The organism is Saccharomonospora saliphila YIM 90502 (assembly GCF_000383795.1).
Lineage (GTDB): Bacteria > Actinomycetota > Actinomycetes > Mycobacteriales > Pseudonocardiaceae > Saccharomonospora > Saccharomonospora saliphila.
The window spans coordinates 116,828-134,498 of record NZ_KB912640.1 but is presented as its reverse complement, the minus strand read 5'-3'; the positions used below and the strand labels follow the sequence as shown (position 1 = coordinate 134,498).

At 69.9% G+C, this 17,671-nt stretch carries 21 protein-coding genes; 9 read left to right on the top strand and 12 right to left on the bottom strand.

The window, feature by feature from the left end; translation table 11 throughout:
* Positions 1-632, bottom strand: a 632-nt coding sequence (locus tag SACSA_RS21715; protein ID WP_019814215.1) for an Ada metal-binding domain-containing protein, incomplete at its 3' end; no start/stop codon positions are given.
* A 96-nt stretch (positions 633-728) separates the two neighbouring features.
* On the opposite strand from SACSA_RS21715, the gene SACSA_RS25755 reads away from it, so the two are divergent.
* Positions 729-983: a hypothetical protein gene (locus SACSA_RS25755; RefSeq protein WP_019814214.1), complete on the top strand. Its 255-nt coding sequence runs from the start codon at positions 729-731 to the stop codon at positions 981-983.
* 83 nt (positions 984-1,066) lie between these two features.
* A complete protein-coding gene (ychF, locus tag SACSA_RS0105745) occupies positions 1,067-2,149 on the top strand; it encodes a redox-regulated ATPase YchF (RefSeq protein WP_019814213.1) in 1,083 nt (360 codons plus the stop codon).
* Positions 2,150-2,345: 196 nt separating this feature from the next.
* On the opposite strand, the gene SACSA_RS0105735 is transcribed toward ychF, so the two are convergent.
* Positions 2,346-3,272 (bottom strand): LysR family transcriptional regulator, encoded by a 927-nt coding sequence (locus tag SACSA_RS0105735; protein WP_019814211.1) that lies wholly within the window; start codon positions 3,270-3,272, stop codon positions 2,346-2,348.
* Between the two features lie 84 nt (positions 3,273-3,356).
* Between SACSA_RS0105735 and SACSA_RS0105730 the strand changes: the two genes are divergently transcribed.
* Positions 3,357-4,082 (top strand): SDR family oxidoreductase, encoded by a 726-nt coding sequence (locus tag SACSA_RS0105730; protein ID WP_019814210.1) that lies wholly within the window; start codon positions 3,357-3,359, stop codon positions 4,080-4,082.
* Positions 4,083-4,421: 339 nt separating this feature from the next.
* Here SACSA_RS0105730 and SACSA_RS0105725 read toward each other — a convergent pair whose 3' ends face one another.
* The 5 genes from SACSA_RS0105725 to SACSA_RS0105705 all read right to left on the bottom strand — a co-directional run bounded on the left by SACSA_RS0105725 (position 4,422) and on the right by SACSA_RS0105705 (position 8,737).
* The gene (locus SACSA_RS0105725; protein ID WP_019814209.1) at positions 4,422-4,907 is read right to left on the bottom strand and encodes an SRPBCC family protein; all 486 of its coding nucleotides are present in this window, start codon (positions 4,905-4,907) and stop codon (positions 4,422-4,424) included.
* Between the two features lie 4 nt (positions 4,908-4,911).
* A complete protein-coding gene (locus SACSA_RS0105720; RefSeq protein WP_019814208.1) occupies positions 4,912-5,265 on the bottom strand; it encodes an ArsR/SmtB family transcription factor in 354 nt (117 codons plus the stop codon).
* A gap of 117 nt (positions 5,266-5,382) precedes the next feature.
* A complete protein-coding gene (locus tag SACSA_RS21710; RefSeq protein WP_019814207.1) occupies positions 5,383-6,561 on the bottom strand; it encodes a DUF1015 family protein in 1,179 nt (392 codons plus the stop codon).
* Complete coding sequence (locus SACSA_RS0105710; RefSeq protein WP_019814206.1) at positions 6,558-7,586, bottom strand: NAD(P)-dependent oxidoreductase; 1,029 nt, start codon at positions 7,584-7,586, stop codon at positions 6,558-6,560. The genes SACSA_RS21710 and SACSA_RS0105710 overlap by 4 nt, the downstream gene beginning before the upstream one ends.
* A 152-nt stretch (positions 7,587-7,738) precedes the next feature.
* Entirely contained in the window at positions 7,739-8,737 is a 999-nt protein-coding gene (locus SACSA_RS0105705) for an o-succinylbenzoate synthase (protein ID WP_019814205.1), read from the bottom strand.
* Between the two features lie 165 nt (positions 8,738-8,902).
* On the opposite strand from SACSA_RS0105705, the gene SACSA_RS0105700 reads away from it, so the two are divergent.
* Positions 8,903-9,652, top strand: coding sequence for a class I SAM-dependent methyltransferase (locus tag SACSA_RS0105700; RefSeq protein WP_019814204.1), 750 nt, complete (start codon positions 8,903-8,905; stop codon positions 9,650-9,652).
* Between the two features lie 138 nt (positions 9,653-9,790).
* Here the strand turns inward: SACSA_RS0105700 and SACSA_RS0105695 are convergent, their stop codons facing one another.
* The 5 genes from SACSA_RS0105695 to SACSA_RS0105675 all read right to left on the bottom strand — a co-directional run bounded on the left by SACSA_RS0105695 (position 9,791) and on the right by SACSA_RS0105675 (position 13,350).
* Entirely contained in the window at positions 9,791-10,573 is a 783-nt protein-coding gene (locus SACSA_RS0105695; protein ID WP_019814203.1) for a class I SAM-dependent methyltransferase, read from the bottom strand.
* Positions 10,570-11,010 carry a TSCPD domain-containing protein gene (locus SACSA_RS0105690; protein WP_019814202.1) on the bottom strand — a complete coding sequence of 147 codons (441 nt, stop codon included), beginning with the start codon at positions 11,008-11,010 and terminating at the stop codon, positions 10,570-10,572. The genes SACSA_RS0105695 and SACSA_RS0105690 overlap by 4 nt, the downstream gene beginning before the upstream one ends.
* Positions 11,011-11,117: 107 nt before the next feature.
* Complete coding sequence (locus SACSA_RS0105685) at positions 11,118-12,719, bottom strand: aminotransferase class I/II-fold pyridoxal phosphate-dependent enzyme (protein WP_157596625.1); 1,602 nt, start codon at positions 12,717-12,719, stop codon at positions 11,118-11,120.
* Between the two features lie 93 nt (positions 12,720-12,812).
* Positions 12,813-13,133: a hypothetical protein gene (locus SACSA_RS0105680; protein ID WP_019814201.1), complete on the bottom strand. Its 321-nt coding sequence runs from the start codon at positions 13,131-13,133 to the stop codon at positions 12,813-12,815.
* On the bottom strand, positions 13,114-13,350 hold the full coding sequence (locus tag SACSA_RS0105675; protein WP_048876496.1) for a hypothetical protein: 237 nt from the start codon (positions 13,348-13,350) through the stop codon (positions 13,114-13,116). Before SACSA_RS0105675 ends, SACSA_RS0105680 begins: the two co-directional genes overlap by 20 nt.
* A 389-nt stretch (positions 13,351-13,739) precedes the next feature.
* On the opposite strand from SACSA_RS0105675, the gene SACSA_RS0105670 reads away from it, so the two are divergent.
* The 5 genes from SACSA_RS0105670 to SACSA_RS0105650 form a co-directional block, all read left to right on the top strand.
* Complete coding sequence (locus SACSA_RS0105670) at positions 13,740-14,945, top strand: helix-turn-helix domain-containing protein (RefSeq protein ID WP_019814199.1); 1,206 nt, start codon at positions 13,740-13,742, stop codon at positions 14,943-14,945.
* A 170-nt stretch (positions 14,946-15,115) separates the two neighbouring features.
* Positions 15,116-15,652 carry a hypothetical protein gene (locus SACSA_RS21705; protein ID WP_019814198.1) on the top strand — a complete coding sequence of 179 codons (537 nt, stop codon included), beginning with the start codon at positions 15,116-15,118 and terminating at the stop codon, positions 15,650-15,652.
* 22 nt (positions 15,653-15,674) lie between these two features.
* Complete coding sequence (locus SACSA_RS0105660) at positions 15,675-15,992, top strand: hypothetical protein (protein ID WP_019814197.1); 318 nt, start codon at positions 15,675-15,677, stop codon at positions 15,990-15,992.
* Between the two features lie 221 nt (positions 15,993-16,213).
* Positions 16,214-16,921: a VOC family protein gene (locus SACSA_RS0105655; RefSeq protein ID WP_019814196.1), complete on the top strand. Its 708-nt coding sequence runs from the start codon at positions 16,214-16,216 to the stop codon at positions 16,919-16,921.
* A 270-nt stretch (positions 16,922-17,191) separates the two neighbouring features.
* A partial coding sequence (locus SACSA_RS0105650) for a DMT family transporter (RefSeq protein WP_157596672.1) occupies positions 17,192-17,671 on the top strand: 480 nt, incomplete at its 3' end.

Sequence of the window (17,671 nt, the reverse complement as noted above, 5' to 3'; positions counted from 1 at the left end):
CGCTCCGCCGGTGGCCGGAGTCCGCGCCGGGCGGCGGCGGCACGCAATTCCGACGGCGTGCGGGCGAACACCTCGCGGATCGTGTCGTTGAACTGCCGCACGCTGGCGAACCCGGCGGCGAAGGCGGCGTCGGTGAGGGACAGGTCGGACAGCTCGACGAGCAGGCGGGCGGCGTGCGCGCGGTGGGCCCGGGCGAGGGCGAGTGGCCCCGCGCCGAGTTCGGCGGTGAGTACGCGGCCGAGCTGGCGGGTGGAGTAGCCCAGTGCACGGGCCAGTCCGGGCACGCCCGCGCGCTCCACGACCCCGTCGCCGATCAGACGCATCGCGCGGGCGGCGAGATCGGCGCGGGTGTTCCACTCGGGGGAGCCGGGAACCGCGTCCGGCAGGCACCGACGGCATGCCCGGTAACCGCGCGTTTGGGCAGCCGCCGAGGTCGGCAGAAACTCGACGTTGGCGGCCTGCGGCGTCACGGCCGGGCAGGAAGGACGGCAGTAGATGCCGGTGGTGCGCACCGCGACGACGAACTGGCCGTCGAACCGGGCATCGCGCGAGCGCACGGCGCGCAGGCACCGCTCGGTGTCCCGCCAGACTGCGCTGGGCGGGGCGGGTGCCGCGTCGGTGAGCTGGGCCATGCCGTCGATCGTGCCAGCAGGTCGAGGCTCCGGCTCGCGGGAATCGGACATCGCGGCCGAGGTGCGCGTCCCGGTGCCACCTTCTACGGTCGGCGTATGACTTCCCAGATGCAGCGTCGACCCTTCCGTACCGCGGCCGCGATCGCCGCCGCCGTGGCGGCCGTGGGCTTGTCGTCGGCGGCGTGTGACGAGCCCGTGCGTGACGACGGCGGCAACCAGCAGGAGGACAACGGCGGCGGTTACGGCGGCGAGGGCCAGCAGGACGGCGGCGAGAACGAGGGCGGCGGCCAGAACGAAGGCGACGAGAACGAGGGCGGCGAGGAACAGGGCGGCGAGGACGACGACGGCTGACGAGCCACGGGCTCGAAACCTCGGCGGCCGACGATGGCGGCGGCCGGCACCTGCGCTGTCACCGGCACGTACACTGGCCAGTCGTGAGTCTCACCCTCGGCATCGTCGGCCTGCCCAACGTGGGCAAGTCGACCCTGTTCAACGCCCTGACCCGCAACGACGTGCTCTCGGCGAACTACCCGTTCGCCACCATCGAGCCGAACGTCGGTGTCGTGCCGCTGCCGGACCCCCGGCTGGACACGCTGGCCGAGATGTTCCACTCGGCCAAGACCGTGCCCGCCACGGTGTCGTTCGTGGACATCGCCGGTATCGTCAAGGGCGCCTCCGAGGGCGCGGGCCTGGGCAACAAATTCCTCGCCAACATTCGTGAGGCCAACGCCATCTGCCAGGTCATCCGCGTGTTCGACGACGCCGACGTCACGCACGTCGACGGCCGCATCGACCCGATGTCGGACATCGAGACGATCAACACCGAGCTGATCCTGGCCGACCTCCAGACCCTGGACAAGGCGCTTCCCCGGATGGAGAAGGAAGCGCGGACGAAGAAGGAGAACCGGCCCGCGCTCGACAACGCCAAGCGGGCCAAGGAGATCCTCGACTCGGGCAGGACGTTGTTCGCCGCGCAGTCCGAGCTCGACCTCGACGGGCTGCGCGAGCTGAGCCTGCTCACGACCAAGCCGTTCCTGTACGTGTTCAACGCCGACGAGGGCGTGCTCACCGACGAGGACAAGCGCGCCGAGCTGGCCAAGCTGGTCGCCCCGGCCGACGCGGTGTTCCTCGACGCGAAGGTGGAGTCGGAGCTGCTTGAGCTGGACGACGAGGCTGAAGTGCTGGAGTTGCTGGAGTCGGTGGGCCAGTCCGAACCCGGGCTGCACGCGCTGGCCCGCGCCGGGTTCCACACGCTCGGTCTGCAGACCTACCTCACCGCCGGGCCGAAGGAGGCCCGCGCCTGGACCATCCCGAAGGGCGCGACCGCTCCCGAGGCGGCAGGCGCGATCCACACCGATTTCCAGCGCGGTTTCATCAAGGCCGAGATCATTTCCTACGGCGACCTCGTGGAGGCCGGGTCGATGGCCGCCGCCCGCGCGGCGGGCAAGGTCCGCATGGAGGGCAAGGACTACGTCATGTCCGACGGCGACGTGGTCGAGTTCCGCTTCAACGTGTAGTCGAGTTCAGGCCCTGTGGCATGAGCTGCGGGGCTGTCCGCCTCGCCGACCTGCCTGTCCGCTGTGCAGGCCCCATATCGGCTTGGCGCTCATGCGAGCGGTGCAGGACGCCGGGGGTGTCGACGACCTCCTGATCCCCGAGCGAAGCGACGTCGCGCGAGCGGTGGACTTCGAGTGATCGTCTTCGGCGCGAACGTCATTGTTCCGGGCCCTCCGTGCTGTCGCCTCGCCCTTCCCGCTGAGGCGGGAGGGAAGGTAGGTGCAGCGCGGTGTCGCGGAGCCCGGCCGCTGCGCGGACGAGCGCGGCGACCGCCGGGGAGTGGCCGCTCGGCGGCCACGCCAGCACCGTGGTGACCTCCGGCGCGTCGACGACGGGCACCGCGACGTGGTCGGGCCACTGCCAGGCGCGGCTGGAGGACGGGATGACGAGCAGTGCCCTGCCGAGCGCCACGAGCTGGGCCAGCTGCGACTGGGTGCGCACCTCCGGCCCAGGACCGTCCGGATAGGACCCGTCGAGCCGGGGCCACCGGGCGAGCGGCAGGTCCGGTACGTCGCGGACCTCCGCGAGTGTGAGCTGCTCGCGGGAGGCGAGCCGATGCCCCGCGGGCAGGATCGCGACCTGACCTTCGACGCGGAGTTCCTCGGTGTCGAACCCGGCGAGGTCGTCGAACGGGCGATGCATGAGTGCCACGTCGGCGCGCCCGTCGCGGAGCAGCTGTGCCTGTTCGCCGATCTCGCACAGGGAGACCTCGACCGGTGCCGCACCGGGTTCGCCCGCGAACCCGTCGAGGAGTCGACGCAGCAGCTCGTGGGAGGCCCCGGACTTCGAGGCGAGCATTAGCGGCCGCTGCGGATCCCCGGCGCGCCGCGTCCGGCGCGCGGCGGCCGCGACCACGTCCAGGGCTGCCGCGGCCTCGCGGAGCAGCACCCTGCCCGCGTCAGTGAGCGCCACACCCTGGCGGTTTCGGTCGAGGAGCCGGACACCGAGCCGCTGTTCGAGTCGGCGGATCGCGCGGGACAGCGGCGGTTGGGCGATTCCGAGCCGCTCGGCGGCGCGTCCGAAGTGCAGCTCCTCGGCCACGGCGACGAAATACCGCAGCTCACGGGTTTCGAGGTCGTCCACGCGACGGAGCCTACCGACTGATACCTGATGAGTATCACGGCCTACCGGATCGGTCTTGGACACCGTACGCGCGGCCCGCCGACCATGGATGGCGTGAACGCCACGAAGACCGCGCTCGTCACCGGCGCGAACAAAGGAATCGGCTTCGCCATCGCACAAGGGCTCGGGGAGCTCGGCTGCACGGTCGCGGTGGGGGCCCGCGACGACGGCCGGCGCGAGGAGGCGGTGGGGAAACTGCGTGCGGCGGGCGGCGACGCGTTCGGACTCGCCCTCGACGTCACCTCCGACGAGAGCGTCGCCGCGGCGGCGGCGACCGTCGAGCGAGTGGCGGGGCGGCTCGACGTGCTCGTCAACAACGCGGGCATCGCCGGCCGGGCCGAGGGTGGCGCGCAGGACCCGACGACGCTCGATCTCGACGTCGTCCGCACCGTCCTCGACACGAACGTGTTCGGGGTCGTCCGGGTGACGAACGCGATGCTGCCGCTGCTCCGCCGTGCGGAGGCACCGCGCATCGTCAACATGTCCAGCGACATGGGCTCGTTGACCCTGCGGACCGGCCCGGTCATGGCCGCGTACGCGCCGTCGAAGTCGATGCTCAACAGCATCACGGTGCAGTACGCCCGCAGCCTCGCCGACACGCACATCCTCGTGAACGCCGGCTGCCCCGGTTACGTCGCGACCGAGTTCACCGGCTTCAACGGCATGCGGACGCCCGAGCAGGGGGCCGCGATCGCGATCCGGCTCGCCACCCTGCCGGACGACGGACCACGCGGCGGCTTCTTCAACGACGAGGGCGTCGTCCCCTGGTGATCACGTCCGTCACGTCCTGGTGCGTTCCGTTTCTCGGATGATCTTGATACCAGAATGGCAACATCGTTGCCATGGCGATGACTCTCCGGTTGACCGAGGACAGGAGCGCGCCCTGGACGCCTATCCGACGCTGCACGAGAAGCAGCTGTGCTGGAGTCTCTCGCTGCGCCTCGCCGCGTGAGCCGGATCGGACGTCGTGCGGCAGCGGTGTCAGGAGGAAACCGGGACCGACATATGATCGCTCGGATCGATATGGCGGTCCCGCGGCTTCCCTCTGTCGGCGGGCGATGTCGAAACACCGCCCCGCCACGCGGCCGGTGCGTCCTCCTGGCCGGTGGCTCAGGACGCGAGGAACGTGTCGATCTGGTTGATCGCACCGGTGGCGCCCTCGACGATGCCCATGTCCAGCACCTTCTGCAGAGCGTCCGCGCTCTCGAAGGTCGAGACGTAGGTAGCGCGCGTGCGGCCGTCGTGTTCGGTGAAGGTGTAGACGTTGGTCGAGACCGGTAGCTCCGGGTTCGGGTTGAAGTCGAGGTCGGCGAATCCGTCCTCGAACGAGAAGCTCCGTGGCTCGTCGACCGCGGTCACGTTCCAGTACCCCGCGAATTTCTCGCCCTCGGGGCTGGTCATGTAGTAGGTCACCCGTCCACCGGGCGTGAGGTCGTGCTCGACGACGGTCGCCGGGTAGGTCGGGGGACCCCAGATCTTCTCGAGCTGGCGCGGGTCCGCGTAGATCTGCCAGATCCGCCGCACCGGTGCGTCGAACTCGGCGGTGATCGTCAGGGTCCGGTCGTCCAGGTCGTGTTTGGTGTCGATGACAGGCATCGTGTCATTCCTTCTCGTTGAGATCGGTCATGGAGTCAGTCGCGATCAGCTCGTCGATGCGCGCGATACGGCCACGCCAGATCTGCTCCAGCTCGATGAGCATGGACGCCACCGACCGCACCGCCGTCACGTCCCCACTGGCCAACTGCTCGCGACCACTGCGCCGCTTGGCGAGTAGTCCGGCCTTCTCCAGCACGGCGACGTGCTTCTGCACCGCGGCGAAACTCATGTCGTACTCCGCCGCGAGCGCGGAGACCGAGTGCTCCCCGGCCAGCACCCTGCGCATGATGTCGCGGCGGGTGCGGTCGGCGAGCGCGTGAAACAGGGCATCGGCCCGTTCCTCGTCCTTCTCGGTCACAAGTCAATCGTACAACCAGTCAGTTGTACGTTGTCAAGGTGCGCGGCCAGGGCGGGCCGCGGTGCTGACTTCTCCGGTCGGGCTCGCCGCCGTGCCGAATCCGCCTGAGCACGGGAGCTAGGCCAGCTCGCGGACGAACAGGCCCGCGCAGGCCTTCGGGGTGAAGAAGGTCGACTTCGGGGGCATCACCGCGCCCGCGTCCGCGACGGCCATCACCTGTTCCACGGTCGGGGGGTGCAGCAGGAAAGCCATCGCGTCGTGCTCGGCACACCAGCGGTGGATCTCGGCCGGGTTCTCGTCGTCGTGGAACGGCGTGACGCCGGCGTCCGCATCGACCCGGCCGATGCCCAGCACCGGCGCGAGGATCCCCTCGTCGAGCGCGACGACATCCAGGGCGGCACGCGCGTCCGGAGCTCCGGCGTCAGCCCCGTCGTCCTCGCGTTCCGTCTGAGGGCGTAACCACAGCCGGTACCAGTGGCCGTGCAGGTGCAGCCCGGCGACGCCGGGTTCGGTCCCCACCGCCTCGGTGGGCGAGCACTCCTCCAGATGCGCGGTCACGGGCTGCGCGGCGATCGCGCCGAGAAGGTCGGGCACGGATCGCCCGGGTGGGAGGGTGACATAGCGGTGGTAGCCGAGGATGCGCATCCGCGCGCTCGGGAACAACGCGGCGAGGGTACGGGCCGCGTCGTCCGCTCCCGTGCCGGTCGGCCCGCCGGAGTACCGCGCGGCGGCCGCCATCCGGTGGTGACCGTCGGCGATGTAGCAGGTGCCGATCCCGGCGAGTTCGTGGTGGATCGCGCGCACCAGCGCGGGCGCGGTGGCGAACCAGACGCTGTGCGCGGGACCGTTCCCGGCGGCGAGGCGCACCTCGGGCGGGCGCGTGGTGACCTCGTCCAGCAGTTCCTCCAGCGAAGCGCGCGGGGAATGCATCAACATGACCGGCACCTGCTCGGTCTTCGTGGTCTCGGCGAACTCGGCCAGCCTGCGTTCGCGATCGGGATCGGTCGCTTCGTGTCTGCGGACAGCTCCGTTGCGGTAGGCGTCCACGGAGACGTCGACGACCACCCCGGTCTGCCGGTGCCCGCCGGACTCCAGCCGGTAGACCACCACGCCGGGGGGACGCCTCAGCACACCCTCGCTGCGCAGCCGGGCGATCCGGGACGGCGCGAGAGGCCCGTCGTGCTCGTCCGCGTCGCCGCCGGTGATGACCCATGGATTGCCCGGCCTGACGAGGGCACTCGCGCCGTGCCGCGGCTGGGGCGCGGCAGTGGTCTCCCGTTCATGCGCCGCACTCACGTTGTGTCGCCCACGCGCAGCGGAGCCGCCAGGCTGCCGGACCGCAGCACGGCGTCCAGGTTGACGCAGTGATCCACCGTGCCCTCGGCGAAGTCGTCGACGATGCGCACCACCTCGGCGGCCACGGCGTGCTGCGCCTGCTCGGTGGAGGCGCCGATGTGGTGCGTGCCGTACACGTTCGGGTGGGCGGCGAGCCGCGAGTCGATCGTGCCGGTGCCCGTGCCCGGCTCGTCGGAGAACACGTCGAGGCCCGCGCGCAGGCCCTTGTCCTCCATCGCTTCGAGGAGCGCGACCTCGTCGACCAGCTCCGCGCGGGCGGTGTTGAGCAGGATCGTGCCCGGGCGCATCCGCGCCAGCAGGTCCCGGTTCACCAACCCGCGGGTGTCTTCGGTGGCGGGCAGGTGCAGTGACAGCACGTCGCAGGCGGCGGCGAGGGTGTCCAGGTCGTCCACGAACCGCACCCCGATCGCCCGGGCGCGGGCCAGCGTGTCCTCGTCGCGCCCCGGCCGGGCGACGGTGGCGACGTCGGCGCCGAAGGCCGCGATCCGTTCGGCGAAGGCCAGCCCGATGCGGCCCAGCCCGACGACGCCGACGCTGCGGCCGGTGATCCCGCGCGCCTGCGAGTACCGCTTCTTGTCCCAGCGCCCGGCGCGTAGGTCGGCGACGGCGTCGGCGATATTGCGGTCGATGGCCAGCAGCAGCGCACACGCCAGCTCGGCCACGGCCGGCGCGTTGCGCCCCGGCACGTTGCACACGCAGATTCCGCGCGCGGCGGCGGCGTCGCGGTCGATGGTGTCGGTGCCCGAGCCCGCGCGGATCACCAGCCGCAGTGTGTCAGCGGCGGCCTCGATGGTCTCGGCGGTGACCTTGGTGCTGCGCACCACGAGCACGTCGTGGCCGGGCAGCCGTTCCGCCAGCGCGCCCGCGGTGGTGTCCGGCTCGTAGGCGCAGTCGTGCCCGCGGTCGGCGAGTGCCGAGCGGGAGGTGTCCGGGAAGCTGTCGGCGAGGAAGATGCGCATCGACATCCCCTTCCGTCGGGCGGTGCTGGGCCCTTGGATTGCCGGGCCTGCCGGGTATTACACGCTCCGTCGCGGGCGCCGGGACAGGACGCCGCGAACAGACCCGTGCATCGGGTGACACCCGATCGAGTTGTCGAACGCACCTGTGCCTAGTGAGGTCAGCCTGACGCGGTCGTGGCTTCGTGGGCGGTGCGGACGCGGGTGAGGCGGTCGCGCCACCAGGCGGTCCGTTCGAGGTCGCTGGATGCGTAGGTGTCGAGCAGGGTGGGGTCGGGCTCGGGCGGGGTTCGCGGCACGGGGAGGTAGCCGTCCACCGGCCGCAGCGACCCGGGGCCGGACACGAGGTCGCCCTCCAGCAGGGAGAGTGTGCCGAGTCCGCACGCGAAATCCAGCTCCGGCAGGGCGGCGGCGAGCGCGACCTGGGCGGCCAGCCCGACGCTGGTCTCCAGTGCCGAGGAGACCACACACGGCAGCCCCGCGGCCTCGGCGACCCCGAGGGAGCGCCGCACCCCGCCGAGCGGCGCGCACTTGATCACCGCGACGTCGGCCGCGCCCGCGACGGCCACCCGCAGCGGGTCCTCGGCACGGCGGATCGACTCGTCGGCCGCGATGGGCACGTCGACCCGGCGCCGGACGGCGGCCAGTTCCTCGACGGTGCGGCAGGGCTGCTCCACGTACTCCAGACCGCCCGCGGCCTTGTCGAGGCTGCCGATGTGGGACACGGCGGTGTCGACGTCCCAGACCGCGTTGGCATCCACCCGGACGGCCCCGCCCGGCCCGAGCGCGTCCCGGACCGCCTCGACGCGGGTGAGGTCCTCGGCCAGCGAGCCGGGGTGGTCGGCGACCTTCACCTTGGCGGTGCGGCACCCGGAGTTCGCGGCGATGGCGTGGGCGCGCTCCGGGCCGACGGCGGGCACGGTGCAGTTGACCGGAATACGCTCGCGCACGGGTTCCGGCCAGCCGACGGTGCACTGTTCGATCGCGGTCGCCAGCCATGCGGCGGACGTGGCGTCGTCGTAGTCGGTGAACGGGCAGAACTCGCCCCACCCGGCGGGACCTTCCACCAGCATCCCCTCGCGCACGGTGATGCCCCGGAACCGGGTACGCATCGGGATGGCGTAGCAGCGGGCACCGGCGAAGTCGATGTCGTGGGGCATCCGGCGGGATCCTCGTCTCTGGGGCTGTGGGGAGGTCGGCCGCGCTCATCGTAGAACGGCCGACGCAGCCGGGATGCGGTTGAACCGGCCGGGGAGAGGCCCAACGGCCCTGTCCACGGACGCGGCCACTCGACCGCCCGGGCCTGGCGCGGCAGGATGGCCAGCATGCCCACCGCGCCCGGGAATCCCGTCGAGCCCGACCCCGCATCCCGCGTGAACGACTACGACGGTTTCGCCGAGGCGTATGCGGCCGAGAACGAGGCCGGGATCACCAACGCCTATTACGAGCGGCCCGCCGTCCTGGCGCTGGCCGGGGACGTGGCCGGGCGGCGGATTCTGGACGCCGGGTGTGGTTCGGGCCCGTTGTTCGCGGCGCTGCGCGACCGGGGAGCCGACGTGACCGGCGTCGACGCCAGCGCCGGGATGCTGGAACTGGCACGGCGGCGACTCGGTGACGACGCGGACCTGCGGGTGGCCGACCTGCGTGACCCGCTGCCGTTCGCCGACGGCGCGTTCGACGACGTCATGGCGTCGCTGGTGCTGCATTATCTGGAGGATTGGGGACCGCCGGTCGCCGAGCTGCGGCGCGTGCTGACGACCGGCGGGCGCCTGATCGTGTCCGTCGACCATCCCTTCGCCATCCACTGCATTGACCGCCTGTCCGGGCGTCGGACCGACTACTTCGAGACCTACAACTGGACCGAAGAATGGACCATGGGCGGGCACAGCGTCCCGATGAGCTTCTGGAACCGCCCGCTGCACGCGATGACCGACGCCTTCACCGCGGCCGGCTTCCGGATCACCACCCTCAACGAGCCACAGCCCGTGCCTGCCGCCCGCGAGCTGTTCCCGGACGAGTATCCCTTCCTCGCCACCAGCCCGAGCTTCCTGCTCTTCGTGCTCAGTGCCGAGTGACAGCGGCACAACGCGCGGGTCGAACCCGAACACGTCACCGCCCACGTGGCGCACGGGACGTTCCCGTGGAGACGGGGCTGAGACACCTGGACGACGTGATCAATGGTGGTCCGGGTTGCTTTCGGTGGTCAGACATGGTCAGTGCGCGACGAGGACTGTGTATCGGTCGGTGAACGTGACCGTGTCACCCGGATGTGCGCGTCGGATCTCGGTGACGCCCGCGTCGAGTTCGGTGTCGGTGAAGTGTTCCAGCAGCGTCAGGTATCGGGCGCCGACCATGTCGAGGTAGCGGGCGGTGGGCATGGTGACCGGGAACGCGTCCTGGTGGATGTGCACGGCACGTCCGGAGTCGGCCAGCATGCCGGCCACTGTCTCGGGGGTGAACCGGGCCTGTCCGAGCTTGCGTAGCGCCGCGCTGAACAGGGGATGCCCACAGTCGTGCGTAGGCATCATGACCACGACCAGGCGGCCGTGCGGGGCCAGGAGGCTGGCCAAGCCACGCACCGTAGGGCCGCGCGCGCCACGCGGCACATGATGTAGGGCTTCTTTCACCAGGATGGCGTCGAACTCGCGGTGCGGTAGCTCCGCCTCACCGCGGGCGACGGCTTGGGCGGTGGCGTGGACGGGTACCAGCCGCGGCGTGTCGGGGATGTGGGTGAGCATCGCCGCTGACGGGTCGACGCACACCACTGGGTGGCGGGTGTGTTCGGCGAGTCGACGGCTGTACAGCGCGGGTCCGGAGCCGACGTCGAGCAGGTGGGAGTCGGCGCCGATCGCTGTGTGAGCGACGAGGCGGCCGGTCATCCAGTCGACGAACGTGTCGCTGTAGGACCAGTGGCGGGTGAAGTCCGGGGCGAGCCGGTTGTAGTGGGCAGCGACGCCCGGCCCGCCCCGGACCTCGGGGGACCCCTCTTGGCTCACCAGGTCGGAGCCTCGGAGTTTGGGCGTGTGATGCCGAGCTCGACCTGTTGCCGAAGCGGCAGGAAGTCGATCGCGAGGCGGCGGGCGAGGTAGTCCATCGGGCTGGATGCCCAGTCGATGTCGGGGTCGCCGCTGGTGATTCCGAACGGTTCGAACCGGGTGTGCAGAAATCGGTGCACGAACTCGTTCACGGTCATGCCGTGCGCCAGGGCGGTGGAGAGCAACTCGGCCAGCGCGGCCGTGAGTCCGTTGCTGAAGGTGCCGTGCTTGGAATGGTCGATGTCGACCGTACCGAGACAGTTGCGGTCGTCGACGGTGATGGTGAAGCCGAATGCGGTGCCGCTGATCTCGACGTCGACTCGGTAGCCGCTGCGCACGCGAGGCAGACGGCGCGGGGAGCCGACAACACTGGTCTCGGCGACGGTGACCTGCGACATGAAACTCCTGTTCCTACAATAGATGGGTGTGCCCGGTGGACTGGACCACTAGATGTGGGATCGTAGCGGGTGTGGAGGTGCCTGTGGCGGGCGACAGGCCAGCCGGATCAGGCGGCAATCCGGTCAAGATCGACGGCCGCATGTGCCCGTTTCAAAGCGTGGTCGATGACCCGCCGGGCATCGGGGCCGCGTAGGTGGTGGGCACAGTCGCGAAGCCGGTCGACGAACTGGACGCGCTCGTCGTCGGATACGGCGAGGTTGGCGCGCAGCACGAACTCCGGCCGGGAGGGGTCGACCGTGTATCCCGCGAGCTCGCCGGGCAGCATGGCGATTCCGCTGCTCGGCTGATCGCAGCCATAATGCAGCAGGACGGCAAGTGCATGCACGCTGCTGCGCACCCGAGTATCGTCGAACAGTTCGGCGCTGATCCGCAGCGCGGCGTACCACCCGCCTTGCGGGGGTGTGAGGTGGAACGCCAGCTGGCCAAGTTCGTGATTGAGCAGGGCCAGCTGGGTGCGTAGCCACTCCACGCGCCGGGCATAGTGGCGGTTCCAGCCGTCGATCCACGCGGCTGGTGTCAGGCACAATGCGGCCGCGGCGGCCAGCTCGTCGCCTTGTGGCACGCGGCCGTGCGACAGCATGGTGCGGTAGTGGTCCATGCCTGCCCGCAACGCCGGGTTCGCGGTGGTGGCGAACGCGACCCGGCTGGTCGGCAGCGCGAACGTTTTCGAACTGGTCACCACCGACACGGTCCAGTAGTGCATGCCGCCCAACGCGGGGTCACCGAGCTCGTCGCCGGTCACCGACCCGATCGGTGTGGGCGTGACTGAACCGTCGAGATACGAGGCGACGTACACGTCATCGCCGAGCACGTGAACCGGATTGTTCGGGTTGCGCCGATTGTGTTCGAGCACCGTGGCCGCGATGCCGTGGGCGCGGTCCCGTTCCAGTACGCGCCCGTCGACATTGTTGACCAGGGGCACGTACAGGGCCCGTCCGCGCACAGTGCTGGTCTCGGCCAACCAGTCCGAGACAGCGGACCCGGTGAGCTGGTCGACACAGTCGAGGGTGCCGCCGAACAGGGGCGCCACCACCCGCAGCGACTGATAATAGCCAGACGGGGCAAGCAACCGGCCGGACATGCGGTGTACACGCTCGGACTCATGGCGGCACATCAACGCGGCGCAGAACTCCAGAAAGATTCCCTTGGCGCCGCCGCACGTGACGAGCACCTGGTCCGGGGAGGTCGGTATACCGGCCTTTCGGAAATGAGCTGCGGCGACCGCGCGAGCCTCGTCGCCGTACCCGCTCGAACCGCCCCGGTACCGCGACAAGCGGTGCCGCCGGGTGGTGAGGAAGGACAGGAACTCGGCGATGGTTTCACCTGGACGGCGCTCTGTGGACGCGAGCAGGTCGAACGCCGCACGCAGACTGATGCGCGGCAGTCGATGCTCATCGAACTCGTCGAGAGTGTCCGGGATCGGCGGGTGGTTGTCGACGGCGTAGGAGAACAAGCCCTTGTGCGTGCGTGCGAAGAAGCGCATGAACTGGCACACCTCCGGATGAGGGTCGTATGCCGAATGCGAACCCTTATACAATTTCAGCAGCTCGTAGTCTTGTTTCGCATCGTCGATCAGGGAATACACCGTCGTATAAAGATCGTCGAAGTGTTCTTGGAGTGACGCCGGGCGGCGTGCATCGAGGGGCACTCCTACTCCCTTCCATCTGGTGGGCGGTACGCGTATAGCCGGGAACCACACGGCGTGGGCCGTACGGGTCACAGAACGGCGGGTGAGGAGTGTTCACCCGCCTGCCGCGCCGAGGGCGTCGATGGGGCACCAGTGGTCGCGCTGGGAGTCGTCGAGGCATCGGGCGATGCAGCCGCCGCAGAAGCGGCCGTCGATGGTGCCGCGTGGCATGTCCGGCCGGGCGACGGGTTCGTTCCCGCAGTGTGCGCAGGGTGTGGTGCCCCAAGCCTTGAGTGCGGCGAGGACGCGTCGCATCACGCTCTCCCGCGGCGCGGGCAGGGCGGGCGCGTCCGGGTCCACCGTCGGCCACCGCGGCGGGTGGGCGCTGAGGCGGCCGAGCAGGACCGTCGGTGGGTCATCGTGCACCGTCTCCACCGTCGACGGTTCGGCTGTCGATCGTGTGTGCGTCGAGTTCGTCGGCGCGGTCGAGGAAGTCGTAAGCGAGGGTGCCCAAGGCGTTGCCGACCTCGCGCACCAGTGCGGCGGGCAGTTCGCCGCCGTCCTGGTGGGCCATCAGCTCGACCACCACTGGGCTGAACGAGCGCAGCACTTCGGCCGCCCGGCACAGCAGTTCCCGGTCCCGCGCGATCACCAGGCCCACTCCCGATCGATGTGCGGGCCGCTGTGTGTGTCATACGAAACCGAGATTCCGGCGTCGACGACGTCGTCGGAATCGGTGTCCTGGTGGCCGATGATGTCACGGTCTCCGTCGTACCGGTAGGCCCTGAATCCGAGAGCATTCGGTTGGCATCAGCCGCTGACCCCGTTCATGTGACAAACGCTATGAGCGTTTTCCGAAGGCCGGGTAGGACGGTGCGTCCGACTACACGTTCGGAGTAAACGGTAGCAGCGGTGTCCGCATGTGACATGAATGCTTCGCGTACGACATAATAGAGAAATCGGTCTAGCACCTCGTCACACAGTCGGATGATCGCTATTCTCGCCAGAGCGGGATTCAATGGAGGAAGGCGGTGCCCTGAGATGGTTGACGAAGCGTTGGGCAAGACGATCGGTGAGCGCGTCCGGGAGTTGCGCGGCAGGCTCTACACGCAGCGTCAGCTCGCCGAGCGAGCCGGGGTGTCCGTGGATCTCGTTCGAAAGCTGGAACAAGGCATCCGGAACACGGCCAGCGTCGCGAGCCTGCATCGGCTCGCCCGTGCTCTCGACGTCACTCTCGCCGATCTCATAGGGCGGGCGTCTCTGCCGGAACAGGACCAAGCGGAAGGCGTCACCGCGCTGCGGTTCGCCGTCAGTGGTGTGGACGACCTGATCGGCAGCTCAGCTGTCATGGTAGATCCGCTGCCGCGTCACGAGGCGGAGCGCACGCTCACGTACTTGTGGGGCACCTACTGGGCGGGCCGCTATGACGACCTCACCGCCCTGCTGCCGTCCGCGCTGCACTCACTGCGCGCCACCGTCGACGCCGGGGATGACATCCAACGCCCACCGGCGGCGGAACTGCTCGCCCGCGGGTACTGGGTCGCGGGCTGCACGTTGGTGCACCTGAAGCAGTCCGACGCCGCGCTTCTCGCCGTCCGACAGGCTGTCGAGGTCGCAGGCGAGGGCACTGATCCGCTGTTGGCCGCCACTCTGCGCGGCTCCGTGGCCTGGCAACTACTCGTGTCCGGGCGCTACGCCGAAGCCGAGGCCCTCGCGACCCGCACTGCCGAAACCGCCGAGCCCCGTGGGGAGGTGAGTCTGCCGGAGCTGTCCGTCTACGGCTCACTCGTGCTTACGGCCGCGACGGCGGCGGCCCGGGGACAAAAGGGCAGTCGGGCCCGGGATCTGCTCTCGGCAAGCGCCCAGGTCGCCGACCGGATGGGCGGTGACCGCGACGACTATCAGACCGCATTCGGTCCATCGCAGGTCGCCATGCAGTCCGTCGATGTGGGGGTGCAGACAGGAGAGTACGGGAGCGCGCTCAAGGCCGCCCACATGATGCCGAACGAGGCGGCAGCGCTGCCGTTAGCTTCCCGCGCTCGGCACCTCACCGACCGGGCGCTCGCGCACACCCGGCTCGGCCAGCATGAACAAGCGGGGAACTTGGTCACGGCTGCCGAACGGATGGCGCCGGACTGGGCGAAGCACCAGACTTTGATTAAGTTCGTGACCCGCGATCTGCTGCGCACTCCAGCCTCGCGCGCGTCGCGGCTGCGTGATCTCGCCGATCGGCTCGGCGTGCGTTAAGCCGTTTGTGTCGTTATTCCGCTTTCTCTCCGCTGTCGCTGTCCGGCCATACACTCTCTCCCACGGGCGGCAACGCCCGCGAGCTCCTGCATGCCACCCGGTCGCGCTCAACCCGGTTCCTAAAACCCGGGCAACGGCTCGGGGTAGTCGGTCTCGCATCTGGGGGTGCATTGTCGGTCGAGGAGCTGGCGACGGCGGTCGACCACGTGCTCGCGTCGCGGCCCGTTCCCGCGTTGCGCGAAGCGTCGGAGTGTGTCGAACGGGCGCGGGCCGTGCTGGCCGAAGTCGCGCAGGGAAGCGGGGCTCCGGAACTGCTCGATTCCGTGGCCAGAATGAGTCAGGCGCTGGATCAGCTCGCCTCCATACAGAGGACGTGTGATCGGGTAGAGATTCTGCTCCGGGCCTACCTGGCGAATCTGAGCGTCGCACCCGCGCCGGGGCATCCGGCCGGACGGCAGCCGACAGCCGAGCCTCTATCGTCGCCGCCCTCTCCGGACGCGGAGTTGATCGCCGAGGTCCGGCGAGCCGGACACAAGATCAGCCCGGAACGGGTGGTGCGAATCGCCCGTGCCCGCGATGGCCGCGTGAAGTGCGAGAGGGCGGGCAGGCTCGGAGAGTGGCGGTCAGTGGCGGACAATGGGTACATCGTAGGGGCCAATCCGGTCTCGATGACGAAGAAGCTGAGGGATCATCGTGAACGGTCGTGAACGGACGAGAGAAGTCACGTTGATGTTCGAGTGGTTCGCGGGTCCTTTGTGGGTGTCGGTCGATGGCGACGTGGCCGACGACTACGGCCCGGAGGACATTAACGAGGTCGTACAGCTCAGTGACGATCTGCTCGCCGAGATCGGCGAGTGGAACGACCGGATGCAGCGCACCTATAACGACCACGCTCCGCAGGACTCGGGCATGACCGAACCGGCAGACGAGGCGAGTTGGGTCGCAGACGGTCGGCGGTTGGCGCACCGGCTGAAAAGTGAAGCGGGTCGGGACGTGCGGGTGGAGTACGCACCGCTCGGTGGCCAAGTCGAACTCATCGACGGGTGACCGAAACTCCGCCCCTCGACTCCTGGCTCTCGCTGCCGACGGACGGCCGTCTTGAGTCCTCAAGGCGGCCGTCGTGGATGGATGAGATCACCGGCGGTGGCTCGCATGTCAGTACCCATCCCGTGAGGCTATTGCGCCCCGTTCGCGCCTGCCATGCACGCGGCACCGGCTTGCCGGCCGGCACCCTTGCGGTCGGGCTCGCGCCCTGGTAGACGCGGTCCATGCGACTGGAGAACATCGTCTGGGACGCGCACGAACCGCGACGGCTCGGTGCGTTCTGGGCCGCCGCACTCGGCGCCGACACCCGCGTGGACCGCCCGGACCACTACGAAGCCCGGTTGTCCTTCGCCGGCGACTTCTTCCTCGATCTGTGCTTTCAGCGGGTCGCGTCCCCGTCGACGTCTCCGGCGCGCCTCCACCTCGACTTGGCGGGGGGTGCCCGCCAGCGTGCCGTGGTCGAGCGCCTGCTCGCGCTGGGCGCCGTCCACGCCGACATAGGGCAGGGCGAGGTCCCGTGGGTCGTGCTCGCCGATCCGGAAGGCAATGCGTTCTGCGTGATGGAGCACCGGGATTCCTACGCCGGTGCGGAGCCGATCGCGGCCCTGCCGTTGGACAGCGCCGCGCCGGAGCGTGACGCGGCGTTCTGGTCCGAGATCACCGGGTGGGTCAGGGTCGACGGAATCGCCCCCGCCACTCTCCGCCATCCGTCCGGCACCGGGCCGCTGCTGGAGTTCTGCCCCGAGCCCGAGCCGAAGCGGGGGAAGAACCGGCTGCACCTCGATGTGCGGCTCGGCCGCGACGACGACACGGTGCTGGACCGCCTCGCCGAACTCGGGGCGAACAGGAGCGGTACCGCGCCGGAGCTTCCGTGGACGGTGTTCACCGACCCGTCCGGCAACGAGTTCTGCGTCCTGCCCCGCGCTTCGTGACCGCGGATACGCGCCCGGCCCGCGGGGCCGCTACTCGCCGTCGGCCGCCCACCGGGATTCGGCCGCGCTCGACCGGTAGGCGGCCCGCGCGGCCGCTGGTCCGGATACACCGTCACCTCCGCGTGTCCCCACTGATCCTGCCCCGTCGCCCGGTCGCGGGACCAGACCACCACGGCCGATTTCCGCCGGAACCGCACGGCCCGGGTGCGTTGTGATCACTGCCGGGGCGTGCACCAGGCGCCCGGGGCGACGAAGGCGGTGTGTGACGGCGTGTCCATCACGACGGCGAGCGGGACCCGGTGGTTGCCGCTGCAGTTCCTCGCGCTCGCGCTGGCGTGGGGTTCGAGCTTCCTGTTCATCAAGGTCGGGCTGACGGGGTTGTCCCCGATGCAGGTGGTCGCCGGGCGGATGGCGTTCGGCGCCCTGGCGTTGGCGGTGGTGGTGGCGATCACCCGCGCCCGGTTGCCGCGCGCGCCGCGGGCATGGGCGCACCTCAGCGTGGTGTCACTGCTGTTGTGCGTGCTTCCCTTCTCGTTGTTCGCCTGGGCCGAGCAGCGCATCAGCTCCGGGCTCGCCAGCATCTACAACGCCACGACACCGTTGATGACCACGGCGGTCACGCTGGTGGCGCTGCGCGCCGAACGTCCCCGTGGGCGCCAACTGGCCGGCCTGTGCGCCGGGCTGGTGGGGGTGCTGACCGTGCTGGCGCCGTGGCGGCTGTCCGCCGGTGCGGTCGCGCCGGTGGCGGGC